Annotated in this window: 16 protein-coding genes; 6 read left to right on the top strand and 10 right to left on the bottom strand. The window is 59.3% G+C overall.

All coding sequences use genetic code 11. The annotated features are described in order from the left end of the window. Positions 1–81 precede the first annotated feature (81 nt). From P3T20_RS17085 to P3T20_RS17065, 5 genes are all read left to right on the top strand, one after another. A complete protein-coding gene (locus P3T20_RS17085) occupies positions 82–468 on the top strand; it encodes a response regulator (RefSeq protein WP_074266869.1) in 387 nt (128 codons plus the stop codon). A gap of 13 nt (positions 469–481) precedes the next feature. After that, positions 482–1,270 (top strand): fumarate/nitrate reduction transcriptional regulator Fnr, encoded by a 789-nt coding sequence (gene fnr, locus P3T20_RS17080; RefSeq protein ID WP_083611571.1) that lies wholly within the window; start codon positions 482–484, stop codon positions 1,268–1,270. 251 nt (positions 1,271–1,521) lie between these two features. Then, the gene (acs, locus tag P3T20_RS17075) at positions 1,522–3,510 is read left to right on the top strand and encodes an acetate--CoA ligase (RefSeq protein ID WP_074266870.1); all 1,989 of its coding nucleotides are present in this window, start codon (positions 1,522–1,524) and stop codon (positions 3,508–3,510) included. Between the two features lie 103 nt (positions 3,511–3,613). After that, positions 3,614–4,264 (top strand): acetate uptake transporter, encoded by a 651-nt coding sequence (locus tag P3T20_RS17070; RefSeq protein WP_074269257.1) that lies wholly within the window; start codon positions 3,614–3,616, stop codon positions 4,262–4,264. After that, entirely contained in the window at positions 4,261–4,461 is a 201-nt protein-coding gene (locus P3T20_RS17065) for a hypothetical protein (protein WP_074266871.1), read from the top strand. Before P3T20_RS17070 ends, P3T20_RS17065 begins: the two co-directional genes overlap by 4 nt. Before the next feature lie 1,012 nt (positions 4,462–5,473). On the opposite strand, the gene P3T20_RS17060 is transcribed toward P3T20_RS17065, so the two are convergent. The 5 genes from P3T20_RS17060 to P3T20_RS17040 all read right to left on the bottom strand — a co-directional run bounded on the left by P3T20_RS17060 (position 5,474) and on the right by P3T20_RS17040 (position 8,518). Further along, positions 5,474–5,722, bottom strand: coding sequence for a hypothetical protein (locus P3T20_RS17060; protein ID WP_074269468.1), 249 nt, complete (start codon positions 5,720–5,722; stop codon positions 5,474–5,476). Positions 5,723–5,840: 118 nt separating this feature from the next. Continuing rightward, a complete protein-coding gene (locus P3T20_RS17055) occupies positions 5,841–6,635 on the bottom strand; it encodes a TIGR01458 family HAD-type hydrolase (protein ID WP_217272831.1) in 795 nt (264 codons plus the stop codon). Between the two features lie 86 nt (positions 6,636–6,721). Further along, the gene (locus tag P3T20_RS17050) at positions 6,722–7,168 is read right to left on the bottom strand and encodes a GNAT family N-acetyltransferase (RefSeq protein ID WP_074266877.1); all 447 of its coding nucleotides are present in this window, start codon (positions 7,166–7,168) and stop codon (positions 6,722–6,724) included. 234 nt (positions 7,169–7,402) lie between these two features. Next, entirely contained in the window at positions 7,403–7,840 is a 438-nt protein-coding gene (locus P3T20_RS17045) for a GNAT family N-acetyltransferase (protein ID WP_074266878.1), read from the bottom strand. A gap of 207 nt (positions 7,841–8,047) precedes the next feature. Then, positions 8,048–8,518, bottom strand: a complete 471-nt coding sequence (locus tag P3T20_RS17040; RefSeq protein WP_429287437.1) for a hypothetical protein — start codon at positions 8,516–8,518, stop codon at positions 8,048–8,050. Positions 8,519–8,813: 295 nt separating this feature from the next. Between P3T20_RS17040 and P3T20_RS17035 the strand changes: the two genes are divergently transcribed. Beyond that, positions 8,814–8,966, top strand: coding sequence for a hypothetical protein (locus P3T20_RS17035; RefSeq protein ID WP_429287436.1), 153 nt, complete (start codon positions 8,814–8,816; stop codon positions 8,964–8,966). A gap of 24 nt (positions 8,967–8,990) precedes the next feature. On the opposite strand, the gene P3T20_RS17030 is transcribed toward P3T20_RS17035, so the two are convergent. The 5 genes from P3T20_RS17030 to P3T20_RS17010 all read right to left on the bottom strand — a co-directional run bounded on the left by P3T20_RS17030 (position 8,991) and on the right by P3T20_RS17010 (position 16,403). Further along, positions 8,991–9,962, bottom strand: a complete 972-nt coding sequence (locus P3T20_RS17030) for an SAM-dependent methyltransferase (RefSeq protein WP_083611776.1) — start codon at positions 9,960–9,962, stop codon at positions 8,991–8,993. A 77-nt stretch (positions 9,963–10,039) separates the two neighbouring features. After that, positions 10,040–11,851 (bottom strand): chloride channel protein, encoded by a 1,812-nt coding sequence (locus P3T20_RS17025; RefSeq protein ID WP_429287435.1) that lies wholly within the window; start codon positions 11,849–11,851, stop codon positions 10,040–10,042. A gap of 1,072 nt (positions 11,852–12,923) precedes the next feature. Beyond that, entirely contained in the window at positions 12,924–13,826 is a 903-nt protein-coding gene (gene cysM, locus P3T20_RS17020) for a cysteine synthase CysM (protein ID WP_074266881.1), read from the bottom strand. 68 nt (positions 13,827–13,894) lie between these two features. Next, positions 13,895–14,377 (bottom strand): universal stress protein, encoded by a 483-nt coding sequence (locus P3T20_RS17015; protein WP_074266882.1) that lies wholly within the window; start codon positions 14,375–14,377, stop codon positions 13,895–13,897. 217 nt (positions 14,378–14,594) lie between these two features. Further along, positions 14,595–16,403 carry a chloride channel protein gene (locus P3T20_RS17010; RefSeq protein WP_429287434.1) on the bottom strand — a complete coding sequence of 603 codons (1,809 nt, stop codon included), beginning with the start codon at positions 16,401–16,403 and terminating at the stop codon, positions 14,595–14,597. Positions 16,404–16,405 lie beyond the last annotated feature (2 nt).

Genomic DNA, 16,405 nt, shown 5'->3' with positions numbered 1-16,405 from the left:
ACCCGAACCTCATTCGCCGCCGATATTTTTTCAAGATAGTGCGGCCGATACTGCTGTCATGAACCCGAAAACGCTGGTGCCATGCTGAAAGTCTTCCTCGTTGAAGATTCGTCGCCGGTACGCCTGCGACTCGCCGCCCTGATCAAGCCGATTGCCGAAGCCAACGTGGTCGGCGAAGCCGAGGATGCCGGCACCGCGTTGACAGGCATTGCAAACAGCGGCGCCGACCTGGTGATCGTCGATCTGCGCCTCGCTGGAAGTGACGGCCTGGACCTGGTCAGCCATCTTTCGCACGGTGCCCGGAAGGTGATCACGATCGTGTTGACCAACTACTCGACGCAGGCTTTTCGCGCAGCCAGTTTCGCCGCGGGCGCCGATTACTTTTTCGACAAGACAAGCGAGTTCGACCTCGCGCGGGACACGATTGCGCACATTGCCCGCGCGCGCTCAGACCACATCATCGAATGAACCGGAGGTCAGCATGTTCAATGCAGCCCAATACGTGGACGATAGCGTGGACGACACGACGCTCGCGCTGCCACCGCCGTCGTCTGCCGCGTCTTTTGCCTTGTCTATTCCGAAGCGCGCCGGAAACGTCTGTTCAAACTGTCCGGTCCGCGCAACGTGCATGCCTGAGACCCTGACACCGTCCGAACTGGCCCGGCTCGACTCGATCATCTGCTCGACGCGGACGATCAGGCGCGGTGAATCGCTGTATCGCGCGAACGATACTTTCCAGAGCGTCTATGCAGTACGGTCGGGTTCGTTCAAAACTGTCGTCATGCATCGCGATGGCCGCGAGCAGGTGACCGGCTTCAACCTGGCCGGCGAGATGCTCGGCCTCGATGGTGTCCATACCGAGCGCCACAGCTGTGATGCCATCGCGCTCGAAGACAGCAGCGTGTGCATCATCCCGTTCAGCGTGCTCGAGGGCCTCTGTCACGAGATGAAGGCGATGCAGCAACATGTGCACCGGATGATGAGCGGCGAAATCGTTCGCGAGTCCGGTCTGATGATGCTGCTCGGCACGATGACGGCGGAACAGCGGGTCGCTGCGTTCCTGCTCAACCTGTCGCAACGCCTGAAAACACTTGGCTACTCCGCGGCCGAATTCAATCTGCGGATGACGCGCGAAGAGATGGGCAGTTATCTTGGGATGAAGCTCGAAACGGTGAGCCGCATGTTTTCGAAGCTTCACAAAGACGAACTGGTCGAAACTCACGGCAAGCAGATCCGGATCGTCGATTTCGAAGGACTGGCACTCATTTGATCCGCAACGCGAGGGGTCGTTGAGCTGTATCAAGAGCTCAATCGAATAGAGATTTATAGTCGTTTCATCGCGACGCCGTACATCCACACAGGGTTCAGCGTCACGCTTACGGAGCACCGCGATGCACTCTCGCCCTGCACCGGGCTTCCCGCAGGTGTCATGAGGGCGGCATCCCGCAAGGCTATCGAGAGCCCTTTCTCGAACGACGATCGCGTGCCGGTCGCCGACCTCATGATTCACGCGAGAAGACCATGTCTACTATCGAATCGACCCAACTGGACAACGCCGTTGGCGATACGCTGCCGCTCATTTTGCCGTCGCGTCACGCCTCCATCGACGGCATCGACGGCTACCGTGCGCTGGTCGCTGAAGCAAACGAGAATCACGAAGCATTCTGGGCCCGTCTCGCCCGGGAACATCTGAGCTGGCGCCGGCCGTTCACGCAGATTCTCGACGACACCAATCCGCCGTTCTACAAGTGGTTCGAAGATGGTGAACTGAACGCGTCGTATAACTGTCTCGACCGTAATCTCGCCAACGGCAACGCGAACAAAACCGCCATTGTCTTTGAAGCGGACGACGGTACCGTCACTACCATCAACTATCAGGCGCTCTATCACCGCGTTTGCCGCCTCGCCAACGCGCTGCGGGCAAAGGGTGTGAAGAAAGGCGACCGAGTCATCATCTACCTGCCGATGTCGATCGAAGGTGTCGTCGCAATGCAGGCGTGCGCCCGTATCGGCGCGCCGCATTCGGTCGTGTTTGGCGGTTTCTCCGCGAAGTCGCTCCATGAGCGGATGGTCAATCTCGGCGCAGTCGCGATTATCACGGCGGACGAACAGGTGCGCGCAGGCAAGACCTTGCCGCTCAAGACCATTGTCGACGAAGCGCTCGGTATGGGCGGTACCGATGCGATCAAGACGGTCATCATTTACAGGCGTACAGGTGGGCGGATTCCGTGGATCGCCGGGCGCGACGCGTGGTTGCACGAACTGGAACAGCGCCAGCCGGATACCTGCGAGCCGGAATGGGTCGGCGCAGAGCATCCTCTGTTCGTGCTGTACACCTCTGGTTCGACGGGTTCGCCCAAAGGCATTCAGCACAGCACCGGCGGCTATCTTTTGTGGGCGGCCGTGACGATGAAATGGACCTTCGACATCAAACCGGACGACGTCTTCTGGTGTACCGCAGACATCGGCTGGATCACCGGCCACACCTATATCTGCTATGGCCCAACCGCTGTCGGCGCGACCCAGGTGATGTTCGAGGGCGTGCCGACTTATCCGAATGCAGGCCGTTTCTGGGAAATGATCCAGCGCCACAAGGTGACGATCTTCTATACGGCGCCGACAGCCATCCGCTCCCTCATCAAGACCGCCGAAGCGGACGAAGCCGTCCACCCCCGCAGCTTCGATCTGAGTACGCTGCGCATCCTCGGCACCGTCGGCGAGCCGATCAATCCGAGCGCGTGGACGTGGTATGCGCAGCATGTTGGCCGCAACCGGTGTCCGGTGCTGGACACCTTCTGGCAGACCGAGAGCGGCGGCCACATGATTACGCCGTTGCCTGGTGCGACGCCGCTCGTGCCCGGATCGTGCACGTTGCCGCTTCCAGGTATCGACGCAGCCATCGTCGACGAAGCCGGTCATGAAGTGCCGAATGGTCAGGCCGGCATTCTCGTCATCAGGAAGCCATGGCCTTCGATGATGCGCACCGTCTGGGGTAACCCGGAGCGCTTTCGCACCGGCTACTACCCCGACGAACTCGGCGGCCAGCTCTACGTTGCCGGCGACGGGGCAATACGCGATCCCGAGAACGGCTATTTCACGATCACGGGACGTGTCGACGATGTGCTGAACGTGTCGGGACACCGGATGGGCACGATGGAAATCGAGTCCGCGCTTGCCGCCTGCCCACTGGTCGCCGAGGCAGCGGTGGTCGGTCGCCCGGATGAAACATTAGGCGAAGTCATCGTCGCATTTGTCGTGTTGAAAGGCACACGTCCCGAAGGTGAAGAAGCAAAACTGGTCGCGGCCGAACTGCGTGCATGGGTCGGCAAGGAAATCGGACCGATCGCGAAGCCGAAGGAGATCCGCTTCGGCGATGCCATGCCGAAAACGCGCTCCGGCAAGATCGTGCGCCGGTTGCTGCGGTCGGTAGCGAAAGGCGAAGCACTCGCACAAGATATGTCCACGGTCGAAAATCCCGCTGTCATCGCGCAGTTTGCCGATCTGGCCTAAAGGCGGTCATGCGCGATCTTCCCTCTGTTATCGCCGTGCGCCTGATGTATCCGGACGCGCGGCGCTACGGTTCATTTCTGCCATGCTGCAAGAGACGCTCATCATGAATACGAAGACACTCAATCCCGGTCCGCTTGGACTTGCCGGGTTTGCCCTGACCACCTGGCTGCTCAGCATGATCAACGCCGGCTGGTATAGCGCTGATTCGATGGGGCTGGTGCTCGCGGTCGCACTCGCCTACGGCGGTACGGCACAGGCGCTCGCCGGGCTCATGGAGATTCCACGCCGCAACACCTTCGGCGCCACCGCCTTTCTGAGCTACGCCGCTTTCTGGTGGTCGCTTGTGCTGTTCGTGCTGTTTCTGCACGATAAGGTTCCCGCAACGTTTGTCGGCTGGTATCTCGGCCTGTGGGGCGTTTTCACGCTGTACATGTGGGTTGCGACATGGCGCTCGCCCCGTGCACTGCAACTGGTGTTTTTCGCGCTGTGGATCACCTTCTTCCTGCTTGCCGCAGGCGAATGGACTGGTCTCGCCGTGCTGCACCATGCTGGCGGCTATGGCGGGCTTGTCACCGCTGCGCTCGCGTTCTATCTGTCGGCGGCGGAAATCATCAACGAAACGCATGGCCGCACTGTGCTGCCGGTAGGCCCAGCGCAGGACGCCTCCGCCGCGACGGTTATTGGATTGCCGCTGCGCATGCCGGCAATTCGCGAACGCAATCCTGCAACCGGCAGAAGCCCGGTTCAACCATGAATGCCGCGACGCAAGTGCCCGGCGGCCGCGTCGTTGCCGTGCGCGATGCGATCGTAGATGTCGCGTTCGACAGGGTCGCCCTGCCGCTCATCGAGCAGTCGATGTCGATCATTTCCGATCATGGACCGCCGATCATCGCGGAAGTGCTGGCTCATCTGGATGAGCGCACGGTCGGCGTGCTCGAAGATCGAGGTTGAGAGGATTGGTCACGGAACCACCGTCTCGTTATTGGAACCCTTCCGGGCTCTGGTGCGATAGGTTCGGCGAATCGGCTAAAGTATTCGACCCAACAATCTGGTGGTCGGTAATAAGCAAGCGGAAAGTCCTGGATCAGGTTTTATGTCATTCTGGACGAAGTTCAAACGGAGCGATTGACTCTGATCGACCCGGTAGGGACGATCGATATGCTCCATAACGGTCACTCGAAATGGTGCATCATTGATACCTTCCTTGACGATACCCGACGAAACCCTATCAATGTTTCCTGACGACATCAACGCTGGATGTTCCGAACTTTTCGACATTTGGTGCGAACGTCGCGCCGCACGTCCCTTACGCCACTTGCTTCGCGCGTGGCCGCTGGCAAGCGGGCTGACGGACGATTGGGGTGATCTGCACGAAGCGCTACGAGCATTACGAGCCGACTGCCGGACAGAGATTTCCGAAGCGAAGCGGGCGAGGGTTGACGACCTGATCCGTGCTATCGCTGTTACCTTCCTTCAGCGTTGAGCGGCTGCGGGAAGCCTATGAAATGTGATTGCGACGATCAGCCAGCAATACGCAGAATTGACGGGACTTTGGCGGCACTGTTTCCCGGCTTCCAGCGCGTTGATGCTGCGGACTGGACAGCGCTCCTACGATGCCAGACCTGCGGACAACTATGGGCTGTTGATGAATGGGACAAGTATCAGATTCAGTTTGCGGTAAAGGTCAACGCTACGAAAGGCTGGAATGCTTCAGACGAGGCTCTGCGAAAGGAGTATCTCGCTCAGTTGCGCGGGGAGAATGCGGCGGCAAAATGCATGTGGAATGGCTGCGAGAAGAATCAGTTGAACGGTAGCGCATACTGCGTCGACCATCTTTACGCCACTGGCGCAAGAACCTGACCGGGGCGCGAACTCGTACCGAATCGAGCAGCGAGTCGGAAGACGAGTATTCGTCGGCGTTGGTCAACTGGCGAGCTGCTCTCGCGAATTCAGCTGTGTGGCTCTACTGGGTGAACACGCTTGCCGTATCGTCCACAAAGAGAGGAAAGTCATGGAGAGCGCACCACGCTTTTAGTTGCAGGTGAATCGATTTCCAGTACGGGCGCGCCCATTCAGGTGCTGAGTCTTGCCAGACTGCTTCTGTTGGCAGATAGATGGCAGGAACTCCCATCGGCATCTCGAGAATCAATTCCCCAAGTGAACTCAAGCAGACAAGCTCTTCTTTCCATCGCGGCAGGAAGGTGAAATCCATATGTCGTACGACACCTAGTTTGCAACGGTCGAACTTGATTGTCGACGATCTGGACGTGCACGTCCACTGGCTGCTCATGGCCGGTCACTGCCTGATGGCGATCCGCAGCGCGCGACTCTCAATGGTCACCCAGCAGTTGCGGCAGTTGTTCCAGAGTGGGCAGGAAGTAATCCGGACAAACTGCACCATTGCGCTCCGCGCCTAGGGTGTATTTTCCGGTACCCACCAGTAACGATCTGGCGCCTATGCGTGTCGCACCAAGCACATCGGTACTGATGTCGTCACCGATGATCAGCGCTTCATCGGCACGGCAGCCAACATGAGCGAGTGCCCGCTGGAAGAACAGTTCTGACGGCTTGCCGGTTACCGTAGCCTGTCTGCCCGTGGCCGCTTCCAGCCCTACGATAAAGCTGCCGCAGTCGAGCTTGGGACCGTCATGGTCAAACCAGAAGAGCCCTTTTTGAGGCACAACCAATTCGGCTCCAGCTCTTAACATCAGAAAGGCCTGGTTCAGTACCTGAAAGTTGAACTGCTCGCCGATATCACTGATGACAACCACGTCGGGTTCTTTATCATTGATCGCAATGCCATCAAACATGGGGCGGATTGAAGACGGCACGATCAGGTGACATGTAATGCCGGGCCGCGATTTCAGATATTCAACGCATGCGGTGCCAGCGGTCTGGATTTCGTCGCTCTCGATCGCCAAGCCCCGGCTTTGCAATTCAGCAGCTAACAGGTCGGGACTCCGGCTGGTCGTGTTCGTCAGGAAGCGAACGGCCAGGCCTTGGCGTCGGGCACAAGCCACGGCGCCGGCGGCACCTGGTAAGGCTCTTCCTCTTCCCACAAGCGTACCGTCGACATCGAAAAGGATGGTCTTGATTGCACCCGGCAATGCCATCGCGGAATTCATAGTTTGCGCTCCCCAAGTTTGCCCACCGATTCTCAGCAGTCTGAGCGCCCGTGTCGACAGATGTGGAAAGTCGGCCGGCGCCGGGACTACAGTCCTGGCTTCGCGATAAATGCGAGCTTCTCATGTCCGTCAAACCCCGCTGACTCATAGAAGTGCACAGTTGCTTTATCCTTTCTTCCCGTCAGCAACATGACTTTATAGCAGCCAGCCGTCCAGCTCGATGTCAACGCCTCTCGAAGCACTGCTTTGCCGTAGCCCTTCCCGCGATGAGCGCTGTGAGTGACGACGTTCTCCAGGACACCGTAAGGCCTGCAACCACGGGTGAGATTTGGTATGACAGTCAGAGCACAGCTAGAAACCAGCTCGCTATCCATATATCCACCGAACAGGGTGTGACGAGGGTTCGCCATAAGCTCATTCCAGATTGAGCGAATAACCGGTTCATCCGGGAGCGCTTCATCGGCTGGATGCAGGTGACGATAGAGAAGGAGCAGTTGATCAAGCTCGGTCGGGGAAATGCTGCGTACTTGCAATTCAACACCCTCCTTCTTTCGAGAAGCGATTTTGCTTCGTGGTGGACCGAGTTATGGATAGTCCGAAACCGCCGGGCCTCTGTCGGTGAAGACCGACACGACGGCGCGCCGCTTTCCAAACGATGACCGGAGCGGGGCAGCGGTCCAGATAGCCCACGTTCGACCGTGTGGTCTGGATTGTCAACCAATTCATGTGTGGTTGTCGAAGGTACGCCAATGGCCGCTGACTGCCGGTTACAAGCGCTGCATTTGCAACGACGTGAGAGTTGTATTGACTACCTGAAATCCAAGGCGTTGGTAAAGATTAATCGCGCGATTTCCTTTCAAAACGCTTAGCTTGACAGGTACGCCGGCGGCATCTGCCTGCCGTAAAAATTCCCCAACCAGATAGGCCGCGATGCCGCGTCCCTGATGGGTCGGCGAGATCTGGATCTGTACGATCGTCCATTCATCCGGGTCCCGGAAGAATTTGAAAATTCCAAGTCTTTCCGATCCGCAACAGATTATGTAAGCGTCGTTATAGCGATAGCGAAGACGCTCCCAATGAGCGCGCTCGTCGGTCGACTCGCCAGCGCGTTCCAGGTGTTCGTCCATCGTCGCTCTCCGCAAGTCGAACAGAAACGGCTCGTCGGCCGCGGTCGCCGCACGAAGCATGACTTCAAAATTTTCCATTCGAAAGCGTCGACCGCAGCATTGGGATATCGACGATTGTTGACGATTCCCGCGATGTTGTCGACCGTCCGAAAGTGGCCGGCTACTGTCTCATGCAAACGGCATGGACCGCCCGAATCGCCTTCGGTCCCGATCGACAGCACGCGACCCACAGCGGACCACTGCCTTTGCCGACAGCAGACATTCAAAAGACGAATCGGACGATGGTTATGAGGCCTCACGCAGCCACGTAAGATAGAGGAACAGCCAGCAAGCAAGACCGCTCACTACCCCAACGGGAGCAACGAGCCGGATCAGCACGCTGAATGCGAAATGTTCGTTGTCAACGCGGGGAGACAAAAAGATCATGCCCGCCCAGAGGCCCACGGACAGCACCACGCCCATAGTCGCGAAATAAAGCCAGTGCCGCGTTCCGACTTTGTTGGCAACGATCATTCCGGCTACGTAGAAGGGGAAGATCGGCAACGCAAAAATCGCGAGGCCCAATAGGGCAGCGCCCAGCTCAACTCTGAAAAAGTGAGGAATGCTGAACACAAATCCGTGCTTTGCGGCGACACCAGGGAGTTGCGTACTTCCGACAATAAGGGCTGGAATAAACGTCATCGCACCCGCAGCCACGGCTATCGGATACGCGATGACTGACCGACCTAACGTGATGAATTGCCCATGCTTTGCCATTGCAACTCCAATGCGGCATTCGAAATGGTTCAGCCGACGCATCTGCGATTGTCACCAGACTTGATGCCCATGTCGAATGCCTGTTCCTGGCCGCTCCCGGCCTGTCCGCGATCGGCGGCACGCGACCCGATACAGTCTCTCACTCTCGTACGAAGCGGACATTGGCCATGCTGTGTTGGCACAATGAATGATGTACGTTCTAAGTGAACGCGTCCATCGTCTTTACGCCTGGCTGAGCTTCTCACGTCGATTTACAAGATACATTTGCCCACCCATTCCTCAAGAAGCGGGCGAGGTGTTCTGCGGGCATCAGATCGAGACCTACCGCCGCGAGCGTTTTCTCACGATGCGCGGCGTGCTTGCACGCCAGCTCGACTTCGGCAGCGGTTATTCGGGAATCTACAAGTCACAGGTCACCAAGCGCCGATCGAGCGCAGGCGGCAGTTAAACGCGCTGAGAAGCCACAGGGCGATCAACCCGCCGGGCCGGGCCACGGTAGCGCACTGGCGCGCGTGCCTACCTTACGCCCGACTATCTCGTAAATGGCCACATCATCATGCTCGAACGCAGCGGCCCAGCCGCTCAGGTAGTCGCACCAGGTCTGGAAGCTACGGTCATCGACGTGTTGCCGCAGTGCCATCGACTTCGTCCTGAAGTTCTGCTCCCACAAACGCAGCGTCCTCACACAATGCCGGCGCAGGTTCTGAATGTCTGACACCTCTAGTCCACCTTCCCGCATCGCAGTTAACGCATAGCCAAGGTCGGGTAGTTCGTCGTCCGGAAACACATATCCGCCGGAAAACCCGCCACCATCCAGGCCCAACTCGCTGCTAGCTGGTCCCGCCGCCATGATTCCATGACTGACCAGCACGCCATCCGTTGCGAGATGCTCCTGCAAGACGGAGAAGTACTCCCAAAGATCGCCGCGACTGTCGAACTCGAACATGCCCAAGCTCGTGATCCGGTCGAACCAGCCCTCGACATCGGGATAAGCTTGCAAACGGATCTCGACACGGTCGGCCAGGTCTGCTGCCTTAATGCACTCGTTGGCCCGATCGAACTGATTCTTCGACTGCGTAATGCCGACGCAACGCGCGCCGAACTTCTCGGCGGCCCGAATCACCAACGCTCCCCACCCGCAATCGACATCAAGCAGACTTTGCCCCGGCTTGAGCCCGATTTTCGTGAGGACGTGATCGATCTTTTTCAGTTGAGCGGTTGCGAGGTCTTCGTCGCCGTTTTCGAAATAGGCGCACGAATAGACCATGCGCGGATCCAGCAACATTGGGTAGTATTCGTGCGGCATGTTGCGCCGGCGCCTGTCCCGCTCCAGCAGCGCTTTCGCCGCAACCGACTTCAAAACGGCAGAAAGTTTTCGGTGTTCGGACCTTTCGACATTATATGGCTGTCTCTCACATGGCTTGGTGCGCGCGGACGTGCTCATCCGCGTGCGAACCTCGCTGATCCACCGGCTTACTTTTCCGTCCTGAGGCATCTGTCTCTCCGTTGCCCTGTTGTTTTTCACCGCCGTATATCGGCGTGCTCGCTCGGCATATCTTCCCGCTTGTTGGTCGGTGCGAGGCGCGTGCTGCGCGGAATCCAAACACGGCGGAATTGCTCGTGTTCATGCTCTTCGGCGAACACCGACATCGACGGCTTGAGCAGGTCGTGCCGCGATACGATGCCGAGCAGGTGATACGTTTTCTCGTCTTCGACCACGGGAACACGGTCGAGTCCGGTTATAGCGAGGCGAGCGGCCACGCTTCTACAGGTCTCTCCTGGTAGCGCGATGTCGGGCCGCGTTTGCCCGAAGAACGTGCCAAGCGGAGCACCGGCTTTTTCCGGAGGAATCCGGTCGAGCAGCGTCCGGTCTGCCATGCCCACCAGGATTCCGGAGTCGACAACCGGATAGGCACGATACTTCTGCCCCGCCCCGAAATAGTCTCGGAGTACCTCGGCGACCGTCGTTTTCGCGTCGATTGTCACGATGGCGCGGGTCATGACCTCTTCGACATAATGTCTTTCGAGTGGATCGATGCTGTACTCGCGATAGATGTGATAGCCGCGGCGGGCAATCTTTTCTGTCAGAATCGAGCGGCGCATGAGAAGGACCGTGAAACCATAGGCGACTGCGGCGGCCGCCAGCAGCGGCAGCAACGCATTCCCGTCGCCCGTCAGTTCGAACGCAAACACGGAAGCCATCACGGGCGCGCGCATCATGCCGCCGAGCGCAGCGGCCATGAAGATGAGCGGCCAGACCGCAGGCTCGCCTCCAGGCATGTACGGGCCGACGATGGCGCCCACGCCTGCGCCCATCATCAGCAACGGAGCCAGTACGCCACCGGATGTGCCCGAGGCCAGGGCAATGACCCAGATGATGGCCTTGACCAGGACAATCGCGATCACGATTTTCACAGCAAGGTGATTTTGCAGCAGGTCTCCGATGACGTCGTAACCAACACCGAGCGTGCGCGGCTGAAAATAGCCGCCGATACCGACCGCGATTGCACCCAATGCCGGCCACCACATCCAGTGGATCGGCAACTTGCCGAATATATCCTCCACCTTGTAGAGCCCCGTGGACAATCCCCAGGACAACGCACCGGTGATCACACCCGCGATGGCCGACGACACGAGACCCATCGGACCGAGCGGCAACGTATGCAACGGGAACAAAGGCCCGCTGCCTAAAAACAGCGGCCGGGTGAAACCTGCCACAGCACACGCGATGGCGACCGGCAAGAGGCTGCGAGGCCGCAGTTCGAACAGCAGGAGCTCAATGGCGAGCAGCACAGCCGCAACCGGTGTGCCGAACACCGCGGTCATGCCGGCCACCGCGCCCGCCACCAGGAGTGCCTTTCTTTCGGCACTCGACAGATGGAAATATTGAGCAATGAGCGAACCGATCGCTCCGCCCGTCATGATGATCGGTCCTTCCGCACCAAAGGGTCCGCCGCTGCCGATCGCGATCGCCGAGGCGAGCGGCTTGAGGATCGCCACTTTCGGCGACATCTTGCTCTTGCCGAACAGAATGGCTTCGATGGCTTCGGGTATGCCATGACCGCGAATCTGCTCCGAACCGTACCGCGCAATCAATCCCACCAGCAGGCCGCCAATTACGGGAATTGCAACGACGATTAGTCCAAGCGTGTTCTCCGACGGCGAATGGTTCGCCGTGGATATCGTCTGATAGAAAAACAGGTTCGTGAAGAAGCGGATCAGGTGCAGCAGAAAATCGGCGGCGACGGTGCTCAACGCGCCGCCGGCCGCCGCAATGGCACTGATACGCAGAAGCCGGACATCTGTTGCGAAGTCGCCTTTGTGCTCGCTCATGATTACCCTTGCCTGACAGCCAATGATCGATAACGTGTGGACGCTATATATATCATAATGTGATGTAATTTGCACAACGCTTATGAGTTTGTCCTTGCTCCCGTCACCGGGTGATCTGCCGGGATGCACGCAAGTCCTCGGCGTCAGCGTGCGGTTGTAAGCGTAGTCTTTTGGTTGGCTGTGGACGGTACTGTCTGTTCGTACGGGTCCGCAACTGTGCTCGGTCGACCGCGAAAGCGGACCCTGCGAACCACGCACGTGAGCTGCAATGTAATAACTCTCATGCCAGGGATGCGACGCTCATCGTCGCGAATTGAATGGCCGCATGCCGGGCGGATCGGACGTCTGAACGTCCGATCGACGTCGCATGTGAACGACGGTCTGCGGTCCGGCTACTGCCTGCTTCGTTTTGGCGTATGCCCCCAGAGATTTGCAAGCTCGGGATCTGCGCAGCGCAGCCGGAAGCGAATGCAACCGGGCAACCCCTGATTCTTCACCGGGGTTCTCATCGCATAGGAGCTCACAGCGGGAATTACATTAACAAGTGCCCTGCTGATCGAGTTTGGTTAGAACCTTATCGCACAAGGGCAAATCGCCGCCTATCAAGGATCTGCAACGATTCACGCACCGCGCATCGTCGAATTGACGGGTCTATTGATGCAACGTTGACAACTTTATTGCGTTCTACGGCAGCCTGACGAGGACCACCAGCCGCCTGTAACGGACAGCAAATAACGGGGCGCGCATAGGGCTACCACTTATTTCAGGACTTGCGCTTGCCCGCTGTAGGGCATCAATAACGCCTGTGCAAACGATTCGCACGACTCATCCTCCGTCGAGCCTTTGGCCACCGAATACACCTGCGCCACGGCAGCGCCGGCGGTTGCCGGTTTGCACCGTTGCCCGGAGAGGTGCCGTTACGCCCGTCCGCCAATGTCTCGCGTGGGCGCGAAGCCGGTTCCCAATCGGCATCATTGAGGAGGTCACACAGGGCGGCACCCAGCACGCCCCACACAACCAATATGGCAATCAGCCATACCGAAGCATTGTCGGCGTTCATAGTCAGATCCACCTATGCTGGAAACGCGCCAGTCGACAGATATCGATCGCCGCGATCACAAACGACAAACACAATCGTTGAATTCTCAACCTCATGCGCAATACGCAGTGCGACGGCGCATGCACCCCCTGCGGAAATGCCGCAGAAGATTCCCTCGATCGCGGCGAGCCGCCTGGCCGTGGTTTCGGCGGTCGCCTGACTGATCGACTCGGTTCGATCAATCCGCCCGGGCTCGAAGAATGCAGGCAGGTATCCGTCGGACCACTTGCGTATGCCGGGAATGCGCGAACCCTCTTCAGGTTGCGCCCCGACAATCTGGACGGCGGGATTCTGCTCTTTCAGAAACCGGCTCACGCCCATGATGGTCCCTGTGGTGCCCATCGCAGACACGAAATGCGTAATCCGTCCCTGCGTTTCGCGCCAGATCTCCGGACCGGTTGCTTCGTAATGTGCGAGCGGATTATCGGGATTGGAAAACTGATCGAGCACAATCCCCCGGCCTTCCCGCTCCATCTGCGCAGCGATGTCCCGCGCGCATTCCATGCCTCCGTTGGCCGGAGTCAAAATGATTTCTGCGCCGTACGCGGCCATGCTGCGGCACCGCTCCACCGACACATCCTCCGGCATCAGCAGCACCATCCGGTAGCCGCCCAGGGCGGCGATCATGGCGAGCGCGATACCTGTGTTTCCGCTGGTGGCTTCGATCAGCACGTCGCCGGGCCGGATGCGCCCGCGTTGCTCGGCCCCCCTAATCATCGACTGCGCCGCGCGATCCTTGACTGAACCCGCTGGGTTGTTGCCCTCCAGCTTGCCGAGAATGACGTTGTTGCGCGCCCGAATCAGCTCGTCCGGCAGACGGACAAGTTCAACCAGGGAGGTGTTGCCGATCGTGGTTTCAATCGTCCTGTAGGTCATATTCCAGAATATTGACGAGGGTGGGTCACGCAGACTGTTGGTGGGCCGGATCTGACCAACCCAGCCGATCAAGCGCGCGCGGAGGTCGCCTCTGCCCGCGTGTCAGTCTCCTGGTCTTCCCGCTCCATAGCAACCAGCACCGCGCAGGAAACCCGGTCCAGCAGCAACCCGTCGTTTTTGCCGCTCCACCAGCGCTTAAGCAGGCCGGTGCGTTGATGGCCGATGACGACCAGGTCGACTTTGAGCTGATTGGCGAAAAACGGAATCCGTTCCAGCGGATCGCCGATCGCGAAATGGGCGGTGGCGATTACACCGCGCGCTGCAAGCTTCGCTATTCCATCACGAAGGATCTTCTTTGCAGACTGCTCAAGGACATCGAACGGCACGGCAGACGCGATCTCGGCCGCTTGCACCCACGCCGCGCTATTCAGCACGGCAAGCAGGTGAGTTTCGGCCTTGAGTTGTTCCGCCAAGGCAGCCCCGTGGCGCAACGCCCTTCGTCCTTCACGCGTTGAGTCATAACAGAGCAGGATGCGGCCGAATGCGGGCATATCGACACTGCCTCCGATTCAAGACCGTTGCCATTCAATTGCGGCGTAGCCGCTACGCAACCACACACTGCTCGTGAGCGCGGTCGCCCCACTCAAAAGCCCGCTGCACCTTACCTCTATTATATATCACTTTATGATATATGTCTCGCGCACCGCGGCAATGCCTCGACAACAGGAAGGGCTCGGGCAGCAGGTAACGCCAGCGGTGCGATTCAAATCATCCCGTCCGCCGCACTGGCGGAAAACGCTTCGCACTGCGGTTAAACGTAACGCGGCGGAACCGCTCTCTCTTGTGTTCGTCTTCGAAATGCGCGAGAGACGGCTTGATCAGATCGCTTCGCGAGACGATCCCGACCAGACGGAGCGTCTGCCTGTCGGCAACCACGGGCAAACGTTCGAGACCATGGACTGCGAGCCGCGTCGCGACCAGCCTGCAGGTTTCATCGGGCAACGCAACAATCGGCGCGTTTGCGCTCAACAGATCGGCAAGGCGCGCATCGGACGCCTGGGCGGCCCCTGCGGTCCCTTTATCACGAAACTGCTCTAGCGCCGCGCGGTCTACCATGCCGGTCACTACACCGTCCTTGAGCGCCGGATAGGCTCGATGCGTTTGCGTGGTGCCAAAGAATGTCGTCAGCGCCTCGCTCACCGGCAGGTTGGCGTCGATCGTCTCGACGGACTGGGACATCACCTCGTCGACGTAGTGGCGTTCGAGCGGATCGACACCATACTCCCGGTAGATGTGGTATCCGCGGCGAGCGATCTTCTCCGTCATGATGGAGCGCCGCATGACCACGGTCGCAAAGCCGTGTGCCACGAGCGTAGCGGCCAGGAGCGGCAACAACGCGTTGCTATCGTGCGTCAGGCCAAACGCAAACACGATTGCCGTGAGCGGCGCACCAAGCGTTGCACCGAGTGTCGCTGCCATGCAAACGAGCGGCCACAGCGCTGGTTCGCCGCCTGGCAGCACGTGGCCAAACACGGTGCCAAGTCCTGCACCCAACATGAGCAGCGGAGCGAGCACCCCGCCCGACGTGCCGGAGCCCAGCGCAACCACCCAGATAATGGCCTTCACAACCAGAATGGCGATAGCGACCTGCAGCACGACATGCTGATGCAGCAGGTCTCCGATCACGTCGTAGCCCACGCCAAGCGCGCGAGGTTCGAGAAATCCGCCGATCCCCACCACAAGGCCGCCGAGCGCGGGCCACCACATCCAGTGAACAGGCAGCTTGCCGAACAGGTCTTCGGTCTTGTACAAAGCAGCGGACAGGCCGGAGGCTAGCGCCCCGCTCAACAGGCCGGCAATCACGCATGACACGAGCGAGAGCGCGCCAGGAGGCGCCGTTTCGAGGGGAAACAGCGGACCTGTACCGAAGAATGCCGCGCGCGCAAAGCCCGCGACTGCGCACGCCAGTGCAACCGGCAAGAAGCTGCGCGGCCGCCATTCGAACAACAGCAGTTCAACCGCCAGCAGCACGGCGGCCACGGGCGTCCCGAAGACTGCTGTCATACCGGCAGCCGCACCGGCCACCAGCAGCGTTTTGCGTTCCGCCGACGTCACCTTCACGCACTGCGCGATCAGCGAACCGAGTGCACCGCCTGTCATGATGATCGGGCCTTCGGCACCAAACGGGCCGCCGCTGCCGATCACGATGCCGGACGACAGCGGCTTGAGAATCGCGACTTTCGGTGACATGCGGCTCTTGCCGAACAGGATAGCTTCGATTGCTTCCGGAATACCGTGGCCGCGGATTTTCTCCGAACCGTAGCGCGCCATGAGACCCACGATCAGGCCACCCACCACCGGTATCGCGATCACCCAGCCACCGAGCGTGTTCAGTGCCGGCGATCGATCCGCGAAAGAGAACGCACCGAAGAAAAACAGATTCGTGAACAGGTGAATCAGGCTCAGCAGCACAAACGCCGCGAGCGTACTGAGCGCGCCAATCGCTGCCGCTAGCAGGGAAATTTCAGGAAGCCGCGCGTTGGATGAGAAGTCGCGCTTATGCGTATCGTGGTTCATGG

The organism is Paraburkholderia sp. GAS206C, from assembly GCF_050435645.1.
Classification (GTDB): domain Bacteria; phylum Pseudomonadota; class Gammaproteobacteria; order Burkholderiales; family Burkholderiaceae; genus Paraburkholderia; species Paraburkholderia phenazinium_B.
This window is presented reverse-complemented; position numbering and strand designations above follow the sequence as displayed.